Below are 22,585 nucleotides of genomic sequence, written 5' to 3' on the forward strand. Positions count from 1 at the left end.
AATATGCGGTAGCAGATTGCTCGGCCTTTTAAGCGCGCAGGAGACACATAGCCACCATGTCCGTCACGTCTGAGTTTTTCAACCCCCGGACCATTCTCGCGAAGGTGCTTATTGTCTCCTTCCTGATCTTCCTGTCATGGGCCGCATTTCAAGGCCATCTCGTCCCGGTGCGCACCTTCCTAAGCGATGAACGCCTGACACTTGAATTCATGGAATATTCCATCTCGCCCTATACCGTACTCAAGGGTTTGTTGATCATTGTAGGCTTTTTCTGGATATCGTCGCTGGTGTCGGCACAGGTTGAGAAGCGCATCAGCAGTTTTAGCCGCATGCGGTCGAGCAACCGCGAACTGCTTTCCAAAGCCGCAATGCTGACTATCTATTTCATTTTCTTTATTGCGGCGCTCGATATGATCGGCATAGACCTTAAGGCGCTGACCGTGCTGGGCGGCGCTGTCGGGATTGGTATCGGCTTCGGCTTGCAAAAAATTACGTCCAACTTCATCAGTGGCATCATCCTGCTTGCCGAGAAATCTGTCGAGATTGATGACCTGATTGAGCTGTCTGACGGCATTCAGGGTTTTGTGCGTCACACCGGCGCGCGTTATAGCCTTGTTGAGACGTTCGACGGCAAGGAAGTCATGGTACCCAATGAGGATTTTATCACCGCCCGCGTCATCAACTGGACGCTGACAAACAAGAATGGTCGTGTGGAAATCAATGTTGGCGTTGCCTACGGTTCCGACCTGGACCTCGTTAGGGAGCTCCTGCTTCAGACCGCAAAAGAACATGAACGCTGTATCGCATTTCCCGAACCGGTCTGTTATCTGGACGGTTTCGGCGACAGCTCAATCAATTTCACCTTGTACTTCTGGGTCGCGGACGTCACCGAAGGCCGACGTGGCCCCAAGAGTGATGTACAGTTTACCATCTGGCGAAAATTCGCTGAAAACCACATCGAAATTCCATTCCCCCAACGCGACCTGCACCTGAAAACCGTGCCGGAAAGTCTTCAGCAGAAAGCTGCGCATGACAGCGGCGCGGGAAAGGATAAAGCATGAGCGAAAAGGCCTTGATTCATGCGGTTTATCTTCGGGACGGCGCTGACACTGGCCGGCATGCCGCTGTTGCTGAAGGCCAGATCGACGAGCCCATATGGCTACACTTTAATGTTTCACAGCCCAATGCCCGGGCGGAACTGAAAAAAGCCGCGCCTTACATCGATGATTCTATGATTGATGCCCTGTGCGCCGAAGACACTCGCCCCCGCGTGGAAGAATTTGAAAAAGAGTATCTGGTCATTTTACGCGGTATCAACCTGAACCCGGATGAAGACCCCGAAGACATGGTATCGCTGCGAATCTGGAGTGACGGGTCTCACGTTATCAGCGCACAGCGCCGCCCGGTTTTTGCCGCTCGCAAACTGGCCGCAAAACTGCGCGCCACAGACCAGCCTGCATCATCGTCAGAAGTGATCGTTGGACTGACCGTAAACGTGATCGAGAATATGGCCATCCCCATCTCTGAACTGATGGAAGAGATCGACGAGCTTGAACTGGAAATGATCGATGGCGGAAAGCCTGAGCACCGCACAAAGTTGGCGGACCTCCGGCACAAGGTCCTGTTGCTGCGGCGTTATTTCAACCCGCTCCGCGCTGCTGTCGGCTTGCTGAAGGACCTCGCCACCACGTGGTTGGGTGAAAAATATACACGGCGGCTGAGAAATGCGCATGATGACCTGACCCGCCACCTTGAGGACTTGGACGCCGCACGTGACCGCCTTCAGTTCCAACAGGAAGAACTGGTCACCGTCATGTCTGATCGGTTGAACCGGAATATGTATATGTTGTCCATCGTCGCGGCGATTTTCCTGCCTTTAGGCTTTCTCACCGGGCTTTTTGGTATCAACGTTGGCGGCATGCCGGGTGTTGAGGACGGCACCGCCTTCTGGTGGGTCACGGGAGGCTGCGCTGTTATCGCAGCCGGGCTTGCGTTCTTTTTCCGCCGCAGCGGCTGGTTCTGATCAGGCGCCCAATAGGTCACAGATGGCCCCGGTCAGGATGCTCAGGTCGTCTTTTCCAATAACCAAAGGCGGGGTCAGGTACACAATGTCGCGGAAAGGGCGTATCCAGACGCCGCGCTCGACAAGTCGGGGCTTGAGGGCCTCCAGCCCCGACGCGTCATGTAATTGCACGACGCCAATGGCGCCCTTCACCCGCACACTTTTCACACTATCGAGAAAACCACAGGGTGCAAGTTCGGCCATAAGTTGCCCCTCAATGACATGGACCTTGGCGGCGTAATCCTCGCGCTCGAACAGGTCAAGTGACGCGTTGGCGGCCGCACAGCCCAAGGCATGCGCCATATAGGTCGGCCCATGCATAAGCGCCTTCGCCGGGTCATCATCATAGAAGGCCTCAAAAATTTCCTCGCGCGCCACGCAGGCAGACAGTGGCGAGACGCCGCCGGACAAGGCCTTGGAAAGGGTCACCATGTCTGGCACAATGCCGGCCTGATCAATGGCAAACCGTGTGCCCGTACGGTAAAAGCCAGTAAAAATCTCGTCGACAATCAACAGTACATCCGCCGCGTCACAGGCCTCACGCAGCCAGCGCAAGGTCTCAGCCTGGTGGAACACCATGCCGCCTGCCCCCTGCACCAACGGTTCAGTGACCACCGCCGCAACATCTGAGGCATTGGCCTTAAGGAAATCAGCAAACTTCGCCGCGTCCTCCGCTGTGCGCGGCAAGTCAGACAGTAGGTTTTTTGCCAGCACATCACCAAACAGGCCGTGCATGCCCTCCTCCGGGTCACACACTGCCATGGTACCCAATGTGTCACCGTGATAGGTACCACGGAAGTGCACAAACTTGCTGCGCTTTTCGCCCCGGTTGAAGAAGTATTGCAACGCCATTTTCATCGCGACTTCAACAGACACCGAGCCGGATTCGGCGATAAACACCCGGTTCAGATCTCCCGGCAGCATAGCGGCGAGACGCGTGAAGAGCTTCAGCGCGGGTTCGTTGACCATACCACCAAACATCACATGCGGCATGGCCTCAAGCTGGGTTTTCATCGCCCCCATGATGTGCGGGTGGTTATAGCCGTGAGCCGCCGCCCACCATGATGAGATGCCGTCAATAAGCTCGCGGCCATCTGAAAGCGTGATACGCACGCCGTCGGTGGACTGCACCGGCAGGGGCGGCGTAGCGGTTTTCATCTGGGTATAGGGCAGCCAGATATGGCCAACGCCTTCAGTATACCAATGCGGATGATCAGCCATCTTAAGCCGGGCTCAGGCCCAGCTTGCTAAAGAGCGCCATATCCTTGTTATTCTCTGGGTTCGGTGTCGTGAGAAGCTGTTCACCATAAAAGATGCTGCTGGCACCAGCAAGGAAACACAGCGCCTGCGTCTCTTCACTCATTTCCTGACGCCCGGCGGACAGGCGCACCTCGGCCTTCGGCATCATGATGCGCGCCACAGCGATGGTGCGTACAAATTCAAACGGGTCGAGCTTCTCCACATGCTCAAGCGGCGTGCCCGGCACAGCCACAAGCATGTTGATCGGCACACTGTCCGGGTGTTCCTCGAGGTTGGCCAGCGTCATCAGCATACCCGCGCGGTCCTCGGGCTTTTCGCCCATGCCGACGATCCCACCGGAGCAGACATTAATACCCGCGTCGCGCACGCGCTTGAGGGTATCGATACGCTCCTGATAGCTGCGCGTGGTGATAATCTCTTTGTAGTATTCCTCGCTTGTGTCCACATTGTGGTTATAATAATCGAGGCCCGCATCCTTGAGCTGTTTTGTCTGGCAGTCATCCAGCATGCCAAGGGTCATGCAGGTCTCAAGGCCAAGATCTTTCACACCTTCGACCATGGCGAGGATGCTGTCCATATCGCGGTCTTTGGGGCTGGTCCAGGCCGCGCCCATACAGTAACGTGACGCACCGCCAGCTTTCGCCTTTTTCGCCGCCGCCAGGACACGCTCAACTTCCATCAGCTTGGTTGCCGTCAGGCCCGTTGTTTTGGCGTGCTTGGCGGACTGGGAGCAATAGCCACAATCTTCGGCGCAGCCACCGGTCTTGATCGAGATCAGCTGACTGAGCTGCACTTTGTTCGGGTCATGATATAGCCGGTGAACGCGCTGCGCCTCAAACACAAGGTCCATAAAGGGCATGGCAAACAGAGCCATGATTTCATCACGGGTCCAGTCATGGCGGATGGGGGCCTCCGAAAACGAGACATTTGCAGGTGCGTTCATGAAAAACTCCTCGACCTTGTATGCCGGGAAAATCGCGGCTGGACGGGGTCAAGTCAAGTAAAATTACCTAAGCGCAATCCTGCTTAAGCTTGCTTGACGCAGCCTGCCCGAACGCCTAAAGCCAACATCTATGGAAAGATTTACGCCCGCCCCGTCAAGCCTTGATGCTTTAGCTAGTGCGAAGTTGGTCGCCCTCGAAGCAAAAAACCAGCGCCGGCAACTGGTAACCAGTGTGCGCGCAACCGGCATGAGCATGCGTGTAGACGCTGGGCCTGAGCTGGTCAGCTTCACAGACAATGATTATCTGGGCCTTTCGACTCACCCCGAGGTGGTGGAAGCTTCAAGGGAAGCCACACGCCGCTTTGGCGCCGGTGCAGGCGCAAGCCGCCTGGTAACCGGCAACCACCCGCTATATAGTGAGCTTGAAAAACGCCTTGCACAAATCAAGGGCACGGAGGACGCCTGCGTCTTTGGTTCAGGCTATCTCGCTAATGTGGGTATTATCCCCACCCTTGTCGGCAAGGATGACCTGATTATCGCCGATGAACTGGTGCATACCTGCATCCATGCCGGTATGCAGCTTTCGGGCGCAACCGTGCGCTTCAACCGCCACAGCGATGTCGACCACGTACGCGCCATCCTCAAGGCTGAACGCGCCAATTATGGTCGTGTGATCCTTGTGGTTGACGGCGTTTATTCAATGGATGGCGACATCGCACCGCTCAAGGAACTGGGCGGTGTTGCCGCTGAATATGACGCATGGCTGATGAATGACGACGCCCACGCGCTGGGCACCATTGGTGGCGGTCGCGGCAGCGCACATGCCTGTGGTGCCGAAGGCCTTGTGCCGCTGCAAATGGGCACCCTCTCAAAGGCTGTCGGCTCTTACGGCGGCTATCTTGCCGCCAGTAAGCCGGTGATCGACCTCATGCGCACGCGGGCGCGGTCCTTCATCTACACAACAGGGCTCCCCCCCGGCGTCACCGGCGCAGCGATCAAAGCGCTGGAGCTGATCAAAGAGGATAAGGCGCTTGTCGAACGGCCAACGACACTCGCCCGACAGTTCGCAAGAGCGATGGGACTGGCAACACCAGACACACCTATAGTACCCCTCGTCATTGGGACCGAGGCCGACGCGCTCAATGCCTCTTCTGACCTTGCAGAGGCTGGTTTCAAGGTTATTGCCTTTCGTCCGCCAACCGTACCCGAGGGCACATCCCGGCTGCGGTTCAGTTTCTCTGCAAGCCACTGCGACGCGGACGTGAAGCGGCTGATAACGGCATGCAAAAAACTGGGGCTGGAACAAAATTCATGAACGGGCTTTTCATTACATCAAGCGGCACCGAAATTGGCAAGACACTGGTCACTGCCGCGCTGTGCCACCAGCTGCGGGCGGCGGGAAAACCGGTTTCCGCCCTTAAACCCATTATCAGCGGTGTGACAGATGACACAATGGACGGCAGCGACACCGCCATCATCGCGGACGGGCTTGGGCTTGACCTGACCCCTGACGTCATGCACCAGATATCGCCGTTTCGCTATCGTGCGCCCCTCGCGCCCGCCATGGCGGCGGCACTGGAAGGGCGTGCCCTTGATATGGATGCCCTGATAAACACTTGCCAGACAGCGCTTGATACCAACCCCTTCACCCTTATTGAAGGTGTTGGTGGGTCCTTTGTGCCATTGGTGGACAGAACACTGGTTGCGGACTGGATCGCCGCACTCGATCTACCGTCTCTGATGGTGGTGGGCAGTTATCTGGGCACCATCTCGCATACATTGGCAACGCTTGAAGCCATGCAGGCCCGCAACTTGGAGGTGCGCGCCATTGTCATGAGTGAAAGCAAAGGCGATACGCCACCGCTCGACGCCACTGCAGAACAATTGCGTTGCCTATCCGGTTTGCCTGTTATCATGGTGCCGAGGCTTGCCGGGGATAAGCCGTGGCGGGAGGCTCCCTCCCTTTTATCGCTACTTTAACCACTGTTTCATAGTGGGACGGCAAGCCTTACCGGGGACGGTCAGTCCGTGCCCGGCAGCTTTGACCCCGTGCCGTTGTCCTGTGCCGTCCAATCCCGGCAAGGCCTTGAAATTCCTTTACCCGTAAAACTGGCACAGCTGTTGCTGATAGGGTGAGCAAATTTCACATGCTGCTCAGAGGACCGATATCATGCAACAGTCATTGCCTTTTGACCCCACGTTCTATTTTGGCCTTGTCGCCGACAATCTGCTGCAAAACCTCGGACCCAAAGCGCTTGTCTATGCCGATGAAGCTCTCTCCAAGATGAAAGCAATCGGCGACGAAGAGGGTTTTGACCTCTGGCTCGCCATTCACGAGCAACTGGCAACCAAGGCAGCTGATTGTTTCCGCAGCGAAGGTGGCGTTGTTCACTAGGTAGTATTTTCGAGATAGGGACAGGTTATCTCTCAGCACCCGGCACCCAGCCGACCTGTCCTTGCGACCGGGGCATACCCAATCCCGGTCACCAGCCCGCCTCTTACCCGGAGGCGGGCTTTATCTTTGACTAGCCGCCCAGAGCTGTCGGTATATTCTTTATCGCCACACCATGTTTCCCTTGCTTGAAACCTTTGATCGTGCACTAATTTCACTCAAACTAAAATTATGATCGCCAGTTGGAGACTGTTTGTGGACAATGTGAGCAACCTCATTGGCCAGATGGAAACAGCTATTGCAAGCCATGATGTGTGGCAGCATTTCCTCGACTTCATTGAAGCGCGGGGCTTTAAATGTGCAACCTATGGCTATTCCTACGCACCGATAAACACCCCCGTCGAAGAAGAGAACGGCAAGGATACTCATGTCCGGGTCTCGCTCGCAGGCCGCACGTGGATCACCAGCATGCCGAAAGAAGGCGTGGAGGAATACCAGAGCCGTCATTACGAAAAAGTGGACCCGATGATCCACCAGATTGAGAAACGTTCCATGCAGCCTTTATACATGGCGCGGGAACTTCTCGACCCCACCGACCCGAATTTCAAGGGCTTTGACTTTATCCTTCAGCGCGCCGAACACTATGGCATCTTTTCTGCTGTCGGCTTCCCCGTTCGACATGCCTTCGGTCGCGGGCATGGCGAGGTTACCCTGCATGCAGTCCACCCGGTCCGCAAGCTCAGGGAGATCATGAAAATGCATGGAGACGAGGTTCATCTTGCCGCCATTTACATGCATACATTCTATCAACCGCTGGAGCGAAAAGAGAGGGCCGCCCAACTGGGCATTAAAGGCCGTCCCCATCAGGTCCTTCAACAACTGAATGCCGGCCTGACCAACGGCCAGATCGCAGCGCGACTGGGTGTCAGCGCCCCCACCGTGTCTTTCCACATCAAGGAACTCAAGGCGGCTTTGGCCGTCACGTCGACCCGTGAAATATTGCCAAGCGCCATGCGTCTCGGAATCCTCGAAGACTAGGGAAGACCAGGCTAAGAGCCAACGGCGATAAATCAGGCGATGCGTTAACTCGCTATTGAGATATCTCGTCTATCCTGAACACCATATGCGATCATCACAAACTATTCGGGCAGTACCCCGCGCTGCAGGATACCCAGCACCATGACATCACCTGACAATCACTTCGCCGCCATCCTCGACGCGACAGGACTTGCCTGTCCGATCCCGGTTCTGCGAACCCGACGCAAGCTTGATGAGGTTAATGACGGTGATTTGCTTCTCGTCATTGCATCCGATCCGGCATCGGTGCGGGACATGCCTGCTTTCTGCTCCATGGCGGGACACACGCTTGTTATGGCCCGCGTTGAAGATGGGCGGTATCTTTACGAAATCAGAAAAGGGAAATAAGCCGCGCTTAACGTACGCTATTTTCGCCCAAGGATGCCAGCAAGCCAACCCGCACCAAGTGCCACGATCACGGCCACGAGACCATAAAAAAACGGCCATTCGTGCGCGAAGGTATAGGCTGCTCGTTCAAAACCTTCTTTATCAACATGCAGGTTAATACGGTGCCGCGCCTTCATGCTGCCTTTTTGGAAAATGAAAGTCTCGACAATAAAGTTGCCGATGGGCACATTGGCCGGGAGGCGAATATCCGTCCGAAACAAGCCTTCGTCAACCACACTGACACTGTCGATTTCCTGCCGGTATAACCCTTCACTGGCACGAAGCCGAAACAATGCGTTCCTGAATTCAGGAGAGGGGACGGTCAAGCCACGGCCCGTACCGCTATCCGCCACGAGGGGCAAGTTTTTAAAACCAATGCCGTAGCTTGCAAATGCGACCGGCGTTGCGATTTCTTCCAGTGGCCTTGACGCCGCCACGGCATAATAGCCCGGCGCCGCTGGAAAACGAACAGCCTTCGTGTTGACCCAGATACCGCCGACCCGCTCCTTCTCACGAACCACCGTTGGCTCTTCAGGTCCACGTACCACAATAACCACATCGTATTTATCGTTGAGGGTATTGATGCTGGTCGCGCCGACTGCGCCGAACAAGATAAGGTCTGCGCCATTGAAACTGTACCGTATTTCGATGCGCCTGTTGGACAAGTCCGTGACCACGGCTTCAGCCGCACGGGTCACCCCGAAAAGCATAACCATGAGGAAGAGAAAGCACCGCATCACTTCACGCCCTCAAGTTGAGTCACTTCCGCAACCGAATACCGTTCATGAGGCTCCACAACAAGGCCGAGCCCCATTTTCACGCAAACCAGCAGGACCATAAGAGCAAGAAGCGCTCTCAGTTGCTCCGCTTTTAACTTGAGCCCAATGCGCGCGCCAATCTGAGCGCCGACCACAGCTCCCGGCAACAATAGCAGTGCAAGGAAAATATCGACTGTCTGGGTATTGATAGAGTGGAAGATCGTGGTGAGCGCTGTGACAAAAATGATTTGGAACAATGAAGTGCCGACAACCACATTCGCACGCATACCAAGCAGGTAGATCATTGCAGGGATCATAACAAAGCCCCCACCCACGCCCATAATGGCGGAGAGAAGCCCAACAAAAAAACCCACTGCAAGCGGCAGCAATGCTGAGATATAAAGATGCGATTTTCTGAAGCGCATTTTGAATGGAAGCGCATGAATCCAAGCTTTATGGCGCTCCTCGCGCGGTTTTCGCGGCGGTTCATACCCTCTGCGTTGACGCAATATCGCCCGCAGGCTTTCCCACAGCATAAGCCCGCCAACAGAGCCAAGAAACAGCACGTAGGCAATGGAAATCATCAGATCGACCTGCCCGAGAAGCCGGAGGTACGTGAAAACCTGCGCGCCAACAAAGGCGCCGAAGGCTCCGCCAATGATCAGTACAAAGCCCATTTTGACATCGACACCCTGCCGCCGCCAATGCGCCAGCGCCCCTGATACACTGGCTGCGGTGATCTGGTTTGACTGGGTAGCAACGGCAACGGTGGGCGGCACACCCGCGAATATGAGCAAGGGCGTCATCAGAAAGCCACCACCAACGCCAAAAATACCGGAGAGAAAGCCGACAATAGCCCCCATGCCAAGCACGACGAAAATGTTCATCGATAGTTCGGCGATGGGTAGGTAAAGCGGCATACGAAGACTGATCCCAAAAGGCCAGCGAAGAAGTTATGTCTTTGTCCTACCTAAACTAGCGCTGGAATGCAAATACATAGGAGGCTGCCAATGTGTTGTAGTAGTTATTATACCCTAACCCTGAGGCGACCAGCGACTATATTTGCATACGCCACGAGGTCATATCTCGCAGAGTCAATGCGAAGGCCATTGAACGCTATATATATCCTCAAAACCTTTGCGCTTCGAGGCCCGCCTCTTGTCTACAGAAGATAGTAAGTGAGGATAACCCCCAGGCGCGCCAGAGACAGCCGCAGCCGGTCCATTAACTTGCAGCATTGATACCCTCGTGAATTCGCATCAACGAGACAGATACATTCGAGCCACCACACCCTGTGGGCTAGTGGCAGATACGGCTGGTCATTCAGGCCGCGCCGGAAACGCCCTTGGAATTCCTACGTCCATGGCGGGCGAGAGCGTCCTCCATCGCAGGAGCCAGTCGTCCTGTAAGCCAAAGGGACAGCATCTTGTAATCACCGACCAGCGACCACCGCGCATAATCAAAAGTGGCGGGACGGTTTTTCTCAAACACGAAATGGCCGAACCATGCAAAACCATAACCGATGACAGGATAGAGGAGCAGCAACCACCATGTCTGGGTGACAAGGGCATAAATGAAAACCGCAGACGCGATAAGCGTACCGGCATAATGCAGCCCGCGACAGACCGGGTCGGAATGCTCCGCCAAATAATACGGGAAAAACTCCCGGAAACTCTCAAATTTAGGTGCCATCGCCCCCTCCCATCACACCGAGTCGCGGCCATATCAACATTACAGACCGGCAACTGCTGAGTTAAATCAAACTGCAACGTCCAGAAAATATAGTGCGAAAGCAGGCATCTAGCAAATTTCCCGTGCGGATGTCTTGACGTTTACGTTAACGTAAACTACGTAATGAGGCACATTAAAGGGAAGGTTTCCAATGCGAGCGGAAAAATCCGTCACCTATTCCATCAAGGAATTGGCGTGCGAATTTGGCGTCACGCCGCGCACGCTCAGACACTATGAGGAACAAGGTCTCCTCACGCCGGAGCGTCAAGGCCAGAACCGCATTTACCATGTCAATGACCGGGTGCGGCTGGCATGGATTCTGCGCGGAAAACGGGTCGGTTTCTCGCTTCAGGAAATTGGCGAAATGCTCGATCTCTATGACCTTGGCGACGGCCGCGAGACCCAACGTTCGGTCACTGTCGAGAAATGCCGCGCCCGTATTCGCGCCCTCGAAGAACAACGCGACGACATCAACGCCACAATAGACGAGCTTCAGGATTTCTGTTCCTTGATCGCCAATCTCGTGCGCTCTGAAGAATCGGACCAGTGGCTTCGCCGTGACACCGGCGAACCCCTGCGCCAGTACGCACCCAAAAGATGACATCTGATAGACGTATAATCACACTGACATAGTTGAGGTTTAAATATGCCAACATATCGCGCCCCCGTGAAAGACATGAGCTTCGTGCTCAATGAAGTGCTGAATATCGGCCAATATCAAAACCTGCCGGGATATTCGGAAGTCACCCCAGACCTCGTATCCGCCATTTTGGAAGAAGGGGCCAAATTCTGTGAAAATGAGCTTCAGCCGCTGAATTATTCCGGCGACCGCGAGGGTTGTACGCGCCATAATGATGGTTCTGTCACAACACCGAAGGGCTTCAAGGAAGCGTATAATAAATATGTTGAGGGCGGCTGGTCCGGCCTGACACAGCATCCTGACTTTGGCGGTCAAGGGCTGCCCCATGTTCTCGGTTTCTGCTTTGAAGAAATGATGATCTCCTCAAACCATGCTTTTGCCATGTACCCCGGTCTTTCCGCTGGTGCGATGGCAGCGATCTCGCTTGACGGCACGGACGAGCAAAAACAGAAATACCTGCCGAAGATGGTGGAAGGCTACTGGACCGGCACCATGAACCTGACCGAACCACACTGTGGTACCGACCTCGGCCTGCTCCGCACCAAGGCTGAACCGCAGGACGATGGCTCCTATAAAATCTCCGGCACCAAAATCTTCATCTCGGCTGGCGATCATGACCTCTCTGAGAACATCATTCACCTCGTGCTGGCACGCCTGCCCGATGCACCGAAGGGTGTGAAAGGCATCTCGCTTTTTATCGTACCGAAATACAAGGTTGGCGATGATGGCAGCGTGGGTGAATTCAACAACGTGAACACCGCCTCCATCGAAGAAAAGATGGGCATTCATGCCAACTCTACCTGCGTCTTGAACTATGACGGTGCCCGCGGCTACCTGATCGGCGAACCGAACAAGGGCCTCCGGTCCATGTTCATTATGATGAACGCCGCGCGCATCGGTGTGGGCATGCAGGGCCTTGCCAATTCGGAAGTAGCATACCAGAACGCGGCCGATTATGCGCGGGACCGTCTGCAGGGACGTTCCATTTCCGGCACCAAAAACCCGGAAGGCCCAGCCGACCCTATCATTGTGCACCCGGACGTTCGCCGTATGCTGATGAACGCCAAGGCGTTTAATGAAAGCTCGCGCGCTGCATCGCTTTGGTGCGGTGTGCTGGTGGACCTCGCCCACAATGCGGAAACCGAAGAAGAACGCCAGTCGGCGGAGGATATGGTTAGCCTCCTGACGCCGATCATCAAGGGTGTTTTCACCGACCGCGGCTTTGAATACTGCGTCTCCAGCCAGCAGATTTTCGGTGGTCATGGCTATATCGCCGAACACGGCATGGAACAGTTTGTGCGCGACGCCCGTATCGCTCAGATATACGAAGGCGCTAACGGCATTCAGGCGCTTGACCTTGTCGGTCGCAAACTACCGGCCAACGGTGGCCGCGCCATTCAGGCTTTCTTCAAATACGCCGCCGATATCCGTGAAAATGCCAAAGGCGACGACCGTCTGCGCCCCTTCACCGATGCACTTGGCGCTGGCCTCAAGGACCTGCAGAGTGCCACCATGTGGTTGATGCAGAACGCCATGCAAAACCCTGACAATGCGGGCGCAGGCTCCACCGCTTACATGCACCTCTTTGGGCATGTGCTGCTCGGCCTGATGTGGACCCAGATGGCAAAAGTTGCCGTGGATGCACTGGACGCCGGCACAAGTGACCCTACCTTCTATGAGAACAAACTTACAACCGGCCGTTACTACATGAAACGCCGCATGCCCGAGATCAAAGCCATGCTGGCCGAGATCGAAGCCGGTGCGGATGAAGTCATGGCCCTCGACGCCGCAAATTTCTAAACCCCCATTGGGAAGTTAAGGGAGTTATAGACGAATGACTGACGCATATATTTTTGACGCCGTGCGCACCCCGCGCGGACGTGGCCGGGCTGATGGCTCGCTGCACGAAATCACGCCGATCCAGCTTGCAACACAGGTATTGCAAGCAGTACGGGACCGTAACGACATCGACACCGCTAACATTGACGATGTTGTGCTGGGCTGTGTGTCACCGGTGGGAGAACAGGGTGCCGATATTGCCCGCGTAGCCGCGATCAACGCAGGCTATGCCGAAACAACGGCGGGCTTCCAGGTCAACCGCTTTTGTGCCTCTGGCCTTGAAGCTGTGAATATCGCAGCGGCCAAAGTGATGTCTGGCGAGGCCGACATGGCCATTGGCGGCGGCGTAGAAAGCATGAGCCGCGTGCCCATGGGCAGTGACGGTGGCGCATGGCCGGTTGACCCATCCGTGGCCTTCGACAGCTATTTTGTGCCGCAAGGCATCTCGGCCGACCTGATCGCCACCAAATATGGTCACAGCCGCGATGATGTTGACGCCTACGCCGTTGAAAGCCAGAAGCGCGCGAAAGCCGCGTGGGACGAGAAGCGTTTCGCGAAATCCATCGTGCCGGTGAAAGACGTTGTTGGTATGAACGTGCTTGACCATGACGAGTTCATGCGGCCCGAGACCACCATGCAGTCGCTGGGTGCGCTGAAACCGTCCTTTGTGCAAATGGGTGAATTTGGTTTCGACAATGTAGCCATTCAAAAATACCCCGAGGTTGAGCGTATCAACCACGTGCACCACGCCGGTAACTCGTCCGGTATTGTAGACGGTGCATCCGCCATTCTCGTCGGCACCAAGGAAATGGGTGAAAAGTTCGGGCTTACGCCACGCGCCCGCATCCGTGCCATGGCATCGATCGGGTCCGAGCCGACAATCATGCTCACCGGGCCGGAATTTGCCGCACAGAAAGCACTCAAACGTGCAGGTATGAGCGCATCAGACATTGACGTCTGGGAGCTGAATGAAGCCTTCGCGTCAGTGGTTCTGCGCTTCATGGAAGCACTCAATATCGACCATAGTGACATCAACGTAAACGGCGGCGCCATCGCCATGGGTCACCCGCTGGGTGCCACCGGCGCCATGATCCTCGGCACCGTGCTGGACGAGCTTGAGCGCAGCGGCAAATCTACTGCCCTCGCCACGCTCTGCATCGGCGCCGGCATGGGCACCGCCACCATCATTGAACGCGTATAAGAGAGCGAAGGGAGACACCACAATGACCGAGACCATTCGCTATGAAGTAGACAGCGACGGCATCGCGCTTCTGACCATTGACCTGCCAAACACCGGCATGAATGTGTTCAACGCGCAGCTGATCGAAGACCTTGAAACCTGTGTTGGCAAAGTGCTTGAGGACGACACCGTCAAAGGCGCTGTTATCACTTCCGGCAAGGACGCCTTCCTTGCGGGCGCAGACCTTAACATGCTGGGTGCTCAAGCCGGTGCCGAGCAGACTCCGGAACAAGCCTTTGAAGGCGCATTCCGCCTCAATAAGATCCTCCGCCTCATTGAAACCGGCGGCAAGCCAAAAAAACAGCTTGCGCTTGAAGGCACCAAGCCTTTTGCAGCGGCCGTGAACGGTCTTGCGCTGGGTGGCGGGTTTGAGCTCGTGCTTGCCTGCCACTACCGCGTGATCACCGACAGCCCCAAAATGCAGCTTGGCTTCCCGGAAGTGCAAGTGGGCCTTCTGCCGGGTGCCGGCGGCACACAGCGCCTGCCGCGTATTGTCGGCATTCAGGCGGCAGCACAGGCCATCACCACCGGCAAGCCATATAATGGCCAGATCGCGCTGGGCCTTGGCATCGCCAATGAGATGGTGCCGACCGACCAGGTTGTTGAAAAAGCCAAGGCGTGGGTCAAAAAATCCCCAAGTGCACTCGCACCATGGGACAAAAAGGGCTTCAAATATCCGGGCGGCGCAGGGGCAATGAACCCGTCTGCCGTACAAACCTTCATCGGCGCCAACGCCATGGCCCAGAAACAGACCCAGCACAACTACCCTGCTGTGCAGGCGATCCTGTCGTGCCTCTATGAGGGCGGTATTGTTGACTTTGACACCGCCATCCGCATCGAGAGCAAATATTTCATGACGCTGCTCGCGGGTTCTGTGGCACCCAACATGATCCGTAGCCTGTTCATCAACAAGCAGGCCGTGGAGAAGGGCTCACTCAGGCCAAAAGGCATTGAACGCAAGACGGTGAAACGCCTTGGCATGCTGGGTGCGGGCCTGATGGGCGCGGGCGTGGCGTATGTCTCCGCCAAGGCAGGCATGGACGTTGTACTGCTGGACCGCGACATGGCTGCCGCCGAAAAAGGCAAGGACTATAGCCGCAACCTGGTGAAAAAGGGTGTCGAACGCGGCAAGGTCAGCCAGGAAAAGGGCGACGCGCTTCTCTCGCGCATCACGGCGACAGACAACTATGATGATCTCAAGGACTGTGACCTCATCATCGAGGCTGTGTTTGAAGCCGAGGACATCAAAAAAGATGTCACCGAGAAAACCGAAGCTGTTATTGGCAAAGACATTGTGTTCGCCTCGAACACATCGACCCTTCCGATCACAGGGCTGGCGAAAAACTTCTCTCGTCCGCACCAGTTTATCGGCATCCACTTCTTCTCACCGGTAGACAAAATGCCGCTTGTGGAAGTCATCATGGGTGAAAAAACCGACGACGAAACCCTCGCCCTCGCGCTTGATTATGTCAGCCAGATCCGCAAGACCCCGATTGTGGTGAACGATAGCCGCGGCTTCTACACCAGCCGCTGTTTCGGCACCTATGTGCAGGAAGGCTATGCCATGGTCAAGGAAGGCGTGAACCCGGCCCTCATTGAGAACGCAGGCAAAATGGCCGGCATGCCGGTTGGCCCCTTGGCCGTGGGTGACGAAGTGGCGATTGACCTTTCCTATAAGGTGGGGATGGCGACGCGTAAGGCGCTCGGCGACAAATATGTGCCCTCGCCCGCGGACGGTTTTGTCGAAAAAATGGTTACCGAGCTTGAGCGTTTCGGCCGCAAGAATGGCAAGGGCTCCTACGTGTACCCCGAAGACGGCAGCTCAAAACACTTGTGGCCGGGCCTTGGTGAGCATTTCCCCCTCTCGGAGAACCAGCCAAGTGTGGATGAAGTCAAATCCCGTCTAATGGTGCGGCAGGCGATCGAATGTGCCCGTTGTTTTGAAGAAGGCGTGCTACGTGACACCGCTTCAGGCGACATTGGCGCCATCTTCGGCTGGGGTTTCGCGCCCTTCACCGGCGGCCCGTTCAGCTTCATCGACACCATGGGCGTGGACGAATTTGTCCGCGAGGCTGACCGTCTGGCGCAGGAATACGGCGAGCGCTTCACGCCGCCACAGCTTCTGCGCGACATGGCGGACAAGGGCGAAACCTTCTACACCAAAGGCGACACCCGCGGGAAAATTCCGGGCAAAAAAGCCGCGTAAAGAGCCGAGACATCAGAGACACTACGAAAGGGCTGCCAACGGCAGCCCTTTTTGCTAGGGTGCCGGAAAAGAGGGGCGGACCTATGTCCAGAAACATCGTGCTGCTCAGCATTATCGTACTGCTGGCGAACCTGCCCGGTCGTGCAGACGACGAAGCCGCACGTGAACTCGAAATGACGGCAGTCGTGAGCGAGGGCACACTGTTGATGTCAAAGACATCAACCAAAATGGTATGGAGAGCCACCGCCAGTATCAGCGTCAGGAATAATTCCGCCAATCCTGTCTCCACCATACCCTTTTTCTTTGATAGCCCGAGCTGGACCGTAAGCCGCGTCGCCTTTGTGGACATGCCCAACCCCAAAACTGGTCACAAGCTACCCTCTTGGGGGGGGGGCAGGGTTGTTCGTTAAACTGCCATCTCCACTTGCGAGTGGCGACACAATAGAAGTTCAATTTACCTATGAGCTGACGATTGCACCATCTGGTGGGCGCACACTTTTCACGGACAGTGCAAAACCCGATTTTCCCGTCCTTGAAGTGATCCATTTCTACAGCCCTTCCGACTTGTTGCCCGTGCCCGGCAGAATGAAGGGCAAAACAATCGAACGGCCAAAAGCCTTCGGCGAATTCGAGCTCTATATAGATATGTTTGCGCCAGCCGCGCTGACACCAAACCCATCAAAAGATGGCAATAAGAAACCAATTTATCCACGCGCGGAGAGACCAAGCAACACGGAATACCTCGATGAAATGGCGATGGAATATCGCTGGATCTACTACGCACGTCCTTATCGCACATCACATTTTCCGCTCGCCTTCAGCTGTCCTGTCCGGTCCTGCCGCAGCGAAAGCTATGAGCGCAAACTGAGAGAGGACTCCGCGAAGAAGGCAGCGCAAGAAACAACTGCAGCCGACGACCAGTGATTGCTGGCTGCATTTTAGATGTAAAAAACTCTTTACACCACGTCCGCTCGGGCTTACATAAGAGTAATGTAAAAAATACCTTACATAAAGAATAGGATTTTTTACATAAGTAAAAACCGATAATACGGCCCGGGAAAACGACAGCGGGGCCATACTGCCCGCCAGCGGGCAAGGAGTGAGACAATGAGCTTCAATGAAAAAATGGTACTGGGTGTGCTGGGTGCCACGATTGTGGTGTTCGGCTGGTATTTCATGAACGCCTTCGCGATGATGCAGGCGGGTGCGACTTCAGTGGGTGAGTTTGGCCCGGCCATGTGGGTGATGATTGGCGTCTATGTGGCGGCCCTTATCGCGACCACGGTTATTTCCGCCATCATGAGCCGCAATGAGGGCGAAGAGATGGGCGAGGTGGACGAACGCGACGAGATAATCGAAGCTCGCTCCGAACGGGTCGGCAGTTATGTGCAGGCCACGGGGCTTTTTGGCATCCTCGTGCTGGTGATGTTTGAATACAGCACCTTCACCATCGCCCACGCCATCCTCGCGCTGATGGCGCTTTCCACCATTATCTCCTTCTCCATCCGGCTTTATCTCTACCGCAAAGGGGCGTGAGATGGCGAAAGCGACGAAGATCAGCAACAATATCCGCACGCTCAGGTTCATGGCGGGAGAAATGACGCAAGCTGAGCTTGCCAAGAAAATAGGCATGACGCGGCAAACCATCATCGCGATTGAACAGGGCCGCTACTCCCCCTCGCTAGAGGCGGCGTTCGAGATTGCCCGCGCACTGAATGCACCGCTTGACAAGGTGTTCCAGTATGGCGGTGATACGCCTGACGACGCCTGAACAGGCAACACACCGGCCATGAGCCACACATCAGAAACCATCCTCAAGGTCAATCACGCGGGCGAATATGGCGCGATACAGATATACCGTGCGCAGATCGCTGTCGCGCGACTGATGGGCTGGCCGTGCGCAGTTGAACTTCAGCACATGCAAGCGCATGAACGGGAGCATTTTGCGATCTTCGATGCGCTCGCGAAAGCGCGCACAAGCCGCACCTGCCATGCGCCCTGGCTTTGGGCTGCGGGCGGTTATGCGCTGGGCTTTGTGACAGCACTTTTTGGCGAGAAGGGCATCTGGAGTTGCACCATAGCAGTTGAACGCAATGTGTTTACTCACCTTGAAGACCAGCTTGACTGGACCGCGCAACATGACAGAGAGCTTCATGCGGCCGTACAGGCGATTATTGAAGACGAAGCGGCCCACCGTGACGAGGCCACCGCGCATCGTGGCGCACCGCGAGTTATCGACGGCGTGCTTGAAGCCCTTGTCGGCCGCACAACAAAGTTCGCTATCTGGCTATCACACAGGCTTTGAGTGCCTAATCCTCAACCACCAGCACCCAAACCCCGGGGTCGATCGGGTCCTTGAACAGCTTGTCGGCACCGCCGCCGCCAAAATCGGAAAGGCTGTCGGCGGGGGTCGGCAACGGGAACACAGTCGCGCGCTTGCCCAGGGTATGATTATAGTGGTCCCGCGCACCAATGGCGCCTGCTTCAGTGTCATAAGTTTCAAGTTTGGCCATCGGTATCCCCTATTTCTGCACTTCGGTGCCAAGCCTTGCCAGGCACTGGAATTTCTGTGTTTTCATCTCGGCCAGAAACTGCTTCACACTGCGCTGGTCGAGTTTCGCCAGTTCCGTATCATTACAAGCTGGTACGCCAATTTTTGTGGCCAGTGCCGCGCGTTTGGTGGCGTCAACCGGCGCAGAACTATCGCCCAGCATTGCCTTTGCAGCCAACTCGCCAGTGTCCATCGTCGAAGCATATTTAACCGCATTGGTTTTTTCGGCGGCAATGCGAGCTTGCGCCTGTGCGCTCATCGCATCTGCGGCCTTGCCCGCCGCATCTGCTTTTGCAGTAGTATCACCGCCAGCCTGAACGACGTTCGCACCGCCTGAAAGCGCCAGTGCCTGTGCGGCAATACCGGTCGCAAAATACTGCGCAAGCGTGACCTCTCCCTTGCCTGCTGTCGCGCCGACATCTGCGCCAAAAGATGCAAGTGTGGAATACGAATCCTTGTCCGTACCATTGTTGGTCGCCTCAAACTTACAAGTCGTCAGGTCCACTTTGACAGCTCCCCCCTGCCCGTTCACCATGGTACCGGGACACGGGTTGAGGTCACCATTGGTGGCGCTGCCGGTATTTGCAAGCACTGGGACAAAAGCGGCTTCCTGCCTGCCATAACCGATCTCAATCGTCGGGGTCTGACTGGCGTCCTGCCCCACTTTTACACCGATCGTTGTGGTGGTGCCAAATACCAAGGTGTTGGAATGGCGCGTCATCTGCGCGCATCCGGCCGTGCCGATAATCAAACCCGCAACAGCCCCCATTTTAATTGCTTTCACTGAAATGAAGTCAGACATATGTTTTCCCCGTCAAGGCCCGATAGAATCTCTCGGGCGTGTTTGGCCTCGGCATCTGAACGAATAACCACCACAAGACTGCATGGCGCCTCATGCGGCATGGCTTCTCCGTCTGGTTCTTTGAGGGGGACAAGCACCTGCTCCTGCTCACGCCAACCCAGCATGATCCCGTCCTCGGCAGCGATACCCACAGATTTGATTTGCCAAGCCCTTAGCTGACCTCGCGTCTCGGGTAACGTGACCTCGACGAACCCGAGATAACGGTGGGTCTTACCCCCTCCTTCTCCGAGCTCAACGCTCGTGCAGGCGGCCACTAAAATCATGGGCAAAGCCAACCACAAAGGCTTGCATGTCATGCGGCACACCCCCTAACGACCCCCTTAAAACAATACATATATAGTGTAAATTTACAACCAAGGCGATGATTTTACGCCGCCTGCTGCGTGGTGCTCAATTAACCCACACTTTGTTGGGCCTTATTTGCTAGGCTTATCTGTCGGCACGGCTTTTGCTTATGCTTGGCCGGCACGCAAAAAGGGACCCTGCATGTTTGATAAATTTCCGTCAGACCACGCCTTGATCGACAAGGCATTTGATGACCTTTTCCCCATGTTTCGCTCCATCACCGGGCCGGGACTTGAGGCGTCGATCGACTATTTCCGGCAGTTTATGCCGCTCGAGATGGAGAAGGTGCCGACGGGATCAAAGGTATTTGACTGGACTGTGCCGCCCGAGTGGCACTGCAAACGTGCACGCCTCTGGGACCCGGATGGTGGGCTGATATGCGACACGGATGTGAGCAACCTTTCGGTCATCAACTACTCGGAACCGGTCGACGCCAGCTTCAGCCTTGATGAGTTGGAGCCACACCTGTTCAGCCTGCCAAATCTCCCTGACGCCATCCCGTATGTCACGAGCTACTACAAACGTACCTGGGGCTTCTGCCTGCCACACAAGGTGCGCGCCGCGCTCAAGCCCGGCAACTACCGCGTGTTGATCGAAAGCGAATTCAAAGATGATGGCGGCGTGCCCTTTGCCTCCTGCGTGCTGCCGGGCGAAAGCGACCGGGAGATCATGCTGACAAGCTACCTGTGCCACCCGTCGCTGGCCAACAATGAACTGAGCGGCCCGCTGGCATTGCTGGCGCTATACCGCCGCATCAGCAGTTGGGAACGACGACGCTACAGCTACCGTTTTGTGTTAAACCCGGAGACAATCGGCTCCCTGTGTTTTCTGTCGCGGTATCACGAGCACCTGAAGGCCAAACTTGAGGCCGGTTTTATCGTCACCTGTATCGGTGGTGACATGCCGCGCATTCGCTACAAGGCTAGCAGGGTGGCAAACTCGGTTGTAGATACTGTCATGAAACGGCTTGATGCAGGCAAGGAAGCCTCGCTTATCCCGATTAAATATACCACCTTCACACCGGTGGGGGGCAGTGACGAACGGCAATATTGCGCCCCCGGCTTTAACCTGCCAGTGGGCCAACTCGCGCGCTCAGCCTACGATGAATATGACGGCTACCATAATTCGCTGGATGACAAGGCATTTATGAATGTTGCCGGCCTTGTGAAGGGTATCGACACCATTGAGACTGCTTTACGGCTGGTGGAGATTGGCGGCAAGCCGGTAAATCTTTCACCGTATGGTGAGCCACAATTGGGCAAACGTGGCCTTTATCCCAACCTGAACGCCGACAGCACCCGCCGCACCTCCACCGACATGGTAGCGGATGGCCGGCTGCGGCTGGAGCGCATGATGTGGATATTGAACCTTTCGGATGGTCACCACAGCGTGAGCGATATGGCGGATATCTGCGAATGCAGCATGGAAGACCTTCGTCCGATCATCGAACGGCTTGAAGCTGAAAAGCTGCTGTCCTTTCGCGCGGAGCCTGTGGCATCATGAAGGTTGTTTTCGTCACCGGCGACCATCCGCGCCACAGCTACATTGCCCGCGCCCTCGCCCGCACTGGCTACCTGACGGCGATTGTCAGCGAACGACGCGACGCTTTTATGCCGGAGCCACCTGCGCACCTGGGCGATCCGCTGAAAACCCTGTTCAGGCACCACTTTCAAAAACGCGAGGAAAGTGAAGCCAGGCATTTCAGCACACTGGAATGGCCCAACGTGCCCCGACATGACACCACGGCAGATGCCCTCAATGGCAGCGAGGTACAAAGCCTTCTGACACGCTACAAGCCGGAGCTGCTGCTAAGCTACGGTTGTCATATGCTAAGCCCCGAAACACTGGCCTGTGTGCCTGGCGAACGTTGGAATATCCATGGCGGATTGTCGCCATGGTACCGGGGAGCCATCACCCATTTCTGGCCAAGCTATATGCTGGAGCCTCAGATGACCGGCATGACAGTGCATGACCTGACCACCGCGCTCGATGCGGGTGATGTAGTGCATCAGTGTGCGGCAGACCTGATGCGCGGTGACGGCCTTCATGACCTCGCGGCCCGCGCCGTGTTGAAGTTGGCAGATGAGCTGCTCATCCTTCTTGAGAAACTGGCCAGCGGCGGAAACATCATCAAACACGCGCACAAAACAAGCGGTAAGCTTTGGCCATCACGGGACTGGCGTGCCGAACACCTGCATATGATCTATGAGGTCTATGGCGACAGGGTTGTCGACCATTATCTTGACGGCGCGTTCGAACAAAAAGAGCCTAAACTGCACCGCCAGTTCTGAA

The 22,585-nt window shown here is 55.9% G+C and carries 26 protein-coding genes; 18 read left to right on the plus strand and 8 right to left on the minus strand.

The genetic code is table 11. The features are described 5' to 3' along the window. Positions 1-56 precede the first annotated feature (56 nt). Both ACN0VM_RS05705 and ACN0VM_RS05710 read left to right on the plus strand, forming a co-directional pair. Positions 57-1,061 carry a mechanosensitive ion channel family protein gene (locus tag ACN0VM_RS05705; protein ID WP_417449891.1) on the plus strand — a complete coding sequence of 335 codons (1,005 nt, stop codon included), beginning with the start codon at positions 57-59 and terminating at the stop codon, positions 1,059-1,061. Next, complete coding sequence (locus tag ACN0VM_RS05710; protein ID WP_417449892.1) at positions 1,058-2,023, plus strand: zinc transporter ZntB; 966 nt, start codon at positions 1,058-1,060, stop codon at positions 2,021-2,023. The genes ACN0VM_RS05705 and ACN0VM_RS05710 overlap by 4 nt, the downstream gene beginning before the upstream one ends. On the opposite strand, the gene ACN0VM_RS05715 is transcribed toward ACN0VM_RS05710, so the two are convergent. Further along, positions 2,024-3,283: an adenosylmethionine--8-amino-7-oxononanoate transaminase gene (locus ACN0VM_RS05715; protein ID WP_417449893.1), complete on the minus strand. Its 1,260-nt coding sequence runs from the start codon at positions 3,281-3,283 to the stop codon at positions 2,024-2,026. It abuts the gene before it with no gap. Position 3,284: 1 nt separating this feature from the next. Continuing rightward, the gene (gene bioB, locus ACN0VM_RS05720; protein ID WP_417449894.1) at positions 3,285-4,265 is read right to left on the minus strand and encodes a biotin synthase BioB; all 981 of its coding nucleotides are present in this window, start codon (positions 4,263-4,265) and stop codon (positions 3,285-3,287) included. Between the two features lie 130 nt (positions 4,266-4,395). Between bioB and ACN0VM_RS05725 the strand changes: the two genes are divergently transcribed. From ACN0VM_RS05725 to tusA, 5 genes are all read left to right on the plus strand, one after another. Continuing rightward, positions 4,396-5,580, plus strand: a complete 1,185-nt coding sequence (locus ACN0VM_RS05725; protein WP_417449895.1) for an aminotransferase class I/II-fold pyridoxal phosphate-dependent enzyme — start codon at positions 4,396-4,398, stop codon at positions 5,578-5,580. Continuing rightward, positions 5,577-6,245, plus strand: a complete 669-nt coding sequence (gene bioD, locus ACN0VM_RS05730) for a dethiobiotin synthase (RefSeq protein WP_417449896.1) — start codon at positions 5,577-5,579, stop codon at positions 6,243-6,245. The genes ACN0VM_RS05725 and bioD overlap by 4 nt, the downstream gene beginning before the upstream one ends. A gap of 190 nt (positions 6,246-6,435) precedes the next feature. Continuing rightward, positions 6,436-6,660 carry a hypothetical protein gene (locus ACN0VM_RS05735; RefSeq protein ID WP_417449897.1) on the plus strand — a complete coding sequence of 75 codons (225 nt, stop codon included), beginning with the start codon at positions 6,436-6,438 and terminating at the stop codon, positions 6,658-6,660. Positions 6,661-6,912: 252 nt separating this feature from the next. Continuing rightward, positions 6,913-7,695, plus strand: a complete 783-nt coding sequence (locus ACN0VM_RS05740) for a helix-turn-helix transcriptional regulator (protein WP_417449898.1) — start codon at positions 6,913-6,915, stop codon at positions 7,693-7,695. A 141-nt stretch (positions 7,696-7,836) separates the two neighbouring features. Then, on the plus strand, positions 7,837-8,082 hold the full coding sequence (tusA, locus tag ACN0VM_RS05745) for a sulfurtransferase TusA (RefSeq protein ID WP_417449899.1): 246 nt from the start codon (positions 7,837-7,839) through the stop codon (positions 8,080-8,082). 17 nt (positions 8,083-8,099) lie between these two features. On the opposite strand, the gene ACN0VM_RS05750 is transcribed toward tusA, so the two are convergent. From ACN0VM_RS05750 to ACN0VM_RS05760, 3 genes are all read right to left on the minus strand, one after another. Further along, positions 8,100-8,858: a TIGR02186 family protein gene (locus ACN0VM_RS05750; protein ID WP_417449900.1), complete on the minus strand. Its 759-nt coding sequence runs from the start codon at positions 8,856-8,858 to the stop codon at positions 8,100-8,102. Next, positions 8,858-9,799: a sulfite exporter TauE/SafE family protein gene (locus tag ACN0VM_RS05755; protein WP_417449901.1), complete on the minus strand. Its 942-nt coding sequence runs from the start codon at positions 9,797-9,799 to the stop codon at positions 8,858-8,860. The genes ACN0VM_RS05750 and ACN0VM_RS05755 overlap by 1 nt, the downstream gene beginning before the upstream one ends. Before the next feature lie 403 nt (positions 9,800-10,202). Next, positions 10,203-10,571 (minus strand): Mpo1-like protein, encoded by a 369-nt coding sequence (locus ACN0VM_RS05760; protein WP_417449902.1) that lies wholly within the window; start codon positions 10,569-10,571, stop codon positions 10,203-10,205. 190 nt (positions 10,572-10,761) lie between these two features. On the opposite strand from ACN0VM_RS05760, the gene ACN0VM_RS05765 reads away from it, so the two are divergent. From ACN0VM_RS05765 to ACN0VM_RS05805, 9 genes are all read left to right on the plus strand, one after another. Next, positions 10,762-11,211, plus strand: coding sequence for a MerR family transcriptional regulator (locus ACN0VM_RS05765; RefSeq protein ID WP_417449903.1), 450 nt, complete (start codon positions 10,762-10,764; stop codon positions 11,209-11,211). Between the two features lie 45 nt (positions 11,212-11,256). After that, a complete protein-coding gene (locus ACN0VM_RS05770; RefSeq protein ID WP_417449904.1) occupies positions 11,257-13,050 on the plus strand; it encodes an acyl-CoA dehydrogenase C-terminal domain-containing protein in 1,794 nt (597 codons plus the stop codon). A gap of 34 nt (positions 13,051-13,084) precedes the next feature. Then, positions 13,085-14,290 (plus strand): acetyl-CoA C-acetyltransferase, encoded by a 1,206-nt coding sequence (locus tag ACN0VM_RS05775; RefSeq protein ID WP_417449905.1) that lies wholly within the window; start codon positions 13,085-13,087, stop codon positions 14,288-14,290. Between the two features lie 22 nt (positions 14,291-14,312). Beyond that, positions 14,313-16,535: a 3-hydroxyacyl-CoA dehydrogenase NAD-binding domain-containing protein gene (locus ACN0VM_RS05780; protein WP_417449906.1), complete on the plus strand. Its 2,223-nt coding sequence runs from the start codon at positions 14,313-14,315 to the stop codon at positions 16,533-16,535. Positions 16,536-16,618: 83 nt separating this feature from the next. Next, positions 16,619-16,945, plus strand: a complete 327-nt coding sequence (locus ACN0VM_RS05785) for a hypothetical protein (RefSeq protein ID WP_417449907.1) — start codon at positions 16,619-16,621, stop codon at positions 16,943-16,945. Beyond that, the gene (locus tag ACN0VM_RS05790) at positions 16,935-17,459 is read left to right on the plus strand and encodes a hypothetical protein (protein ID WP_417449908.1); all 525 of its coding nucleotides are present in this window, start codon (positions 16,935-16,937) and stop codon (positions 17,457-17,459) included. Before ACN0VM_RS05785 ends, ACN0VM_RS05790 begins: the two co-directional genes overlap by 11 nt. A 183-nt stretch (positions 17,460-17,642) precedes the next feature. Next, positions 17,643-18,071, plus strand: a complete 429-nt coding sequence (locus tag ACN0VM_RS05795; protein WP_417449909.1) for a hypothetical protein — start codon at positions 17,643-17,645, stop codon at positions 18,069-18,071. A 1-nt stretch (position 18,072) separates the two neighbouring features. Continuing rightward, complete coding sequence (locus ACN0VM_RS05800) at positions 18,073-18,306, plus strand: helix-turn-helix transcriptional regulator (RefSeq protein ID WP_417449910.1); 234 nt, start codon at positions 18,073-18,075, stop codon at positions 18,304-18,306. An 18-nt stretch (positions 18,307-18,324) separates the two neighbouring features. Next, on the plus strand, positions 18,325-18,840 hold the full coding sequence (locus ACN0VM_RS05805) for a demethoxyubiquinone hydroxylase family protein (protein ID WP_417449911.1): 516 nt from the start codon (positions 18,325-18,327) through the stop codon (positions 18,838-18,840). A gap of 4 nt (positions 18,841-18,844) precedes the next feature. On the opposite strand, the gene ACN0VM_RS05810 is transcribed toward ACN0VM_RS05805, so the two are convergent. Genes ACN0VM_RS05810 through ACN0VM_RS05820 form a run of 3 tightly spaced genes read right to left on the minus strand, consistent with a single transcriptional unit; the run spans position 18,845 to position 20,244 of the window. Beyond that, positions 18,845-19,048, minus strand: a complete 204-nt coding sequence (locus ACN0VM_RS05810; RefSeq protein WP_417449912.1) for a hypothetical protein — start codon at positions 19,046-19,048, stop codon at positions 18,845-18,847. Positions 19,049-19,057: 9 nt separating this feature from the next. Beyond that, a complete protein-coding gene (locus ACN0VM_RS05815; RefSeq protein WP_417449913.1) occupies positions 19,058-19,888 on the minus strand; it encodes a hypothetical protein in 831 nt (276 codons plus the stop codon). Further along, positions 19,867-20,244, minus strand: a complete 378-nt coding sequence (locus ACN0VM_RS05820; RefSeq protein ID WP_417449914.1) for a hypothetical protein — start codon at positions 20,242-20,244, stop codon at positions 19,867-19,869. The genes ACN0VM_RS05815 and ACN0VM_RS05820 overlap by 22 nt, the downstream gene beginning before the upstream one ends. Before the next feature lie 190 nt (positions 20,245-20,434). Between ACN0VM_RS05820 and ACN0VM_RS05825 the strand changes: the two genes are divergently transcribed. Together ACN0VM_RS05825 and ACN0VM_RS05830 are read left to right on the plus strand one after the other, a co-directional pair. Next, entirely contained in the window at positions 20,435-21,796 is a 1,362-nt protein-coding gene (locus ACN0VM_RS05825; protein ID WP_417449915.1) for a DUF4910 domain-containing protein, read from the plus strand. Then, entirely contained in the window at positions 21,793-22,584 is a 792-nt protein-coding gene (locus ACN0VM_RS05830; RefSeq protein ID WP_417449916.1) for a formyltransferase family protein, read from the plus strand. Before ACN0VM_RS05825 ends, ACN0VM_RS05830 begins: the two co-directional genes overlap by 4 nt. Position 22,585: the final 1 nt, after the last annotated feature.

Origin of the sequence: Kordiimonas sp. (genome assembly GCF_048260245.1) — a bacterium.
Taxonomy (GTDB): domain Bacteria; phylum Pseudomonadota; class Alphaproteobacteria; order Sphingomonadales; family Kordiimonadaceae; genus Kordiimonas.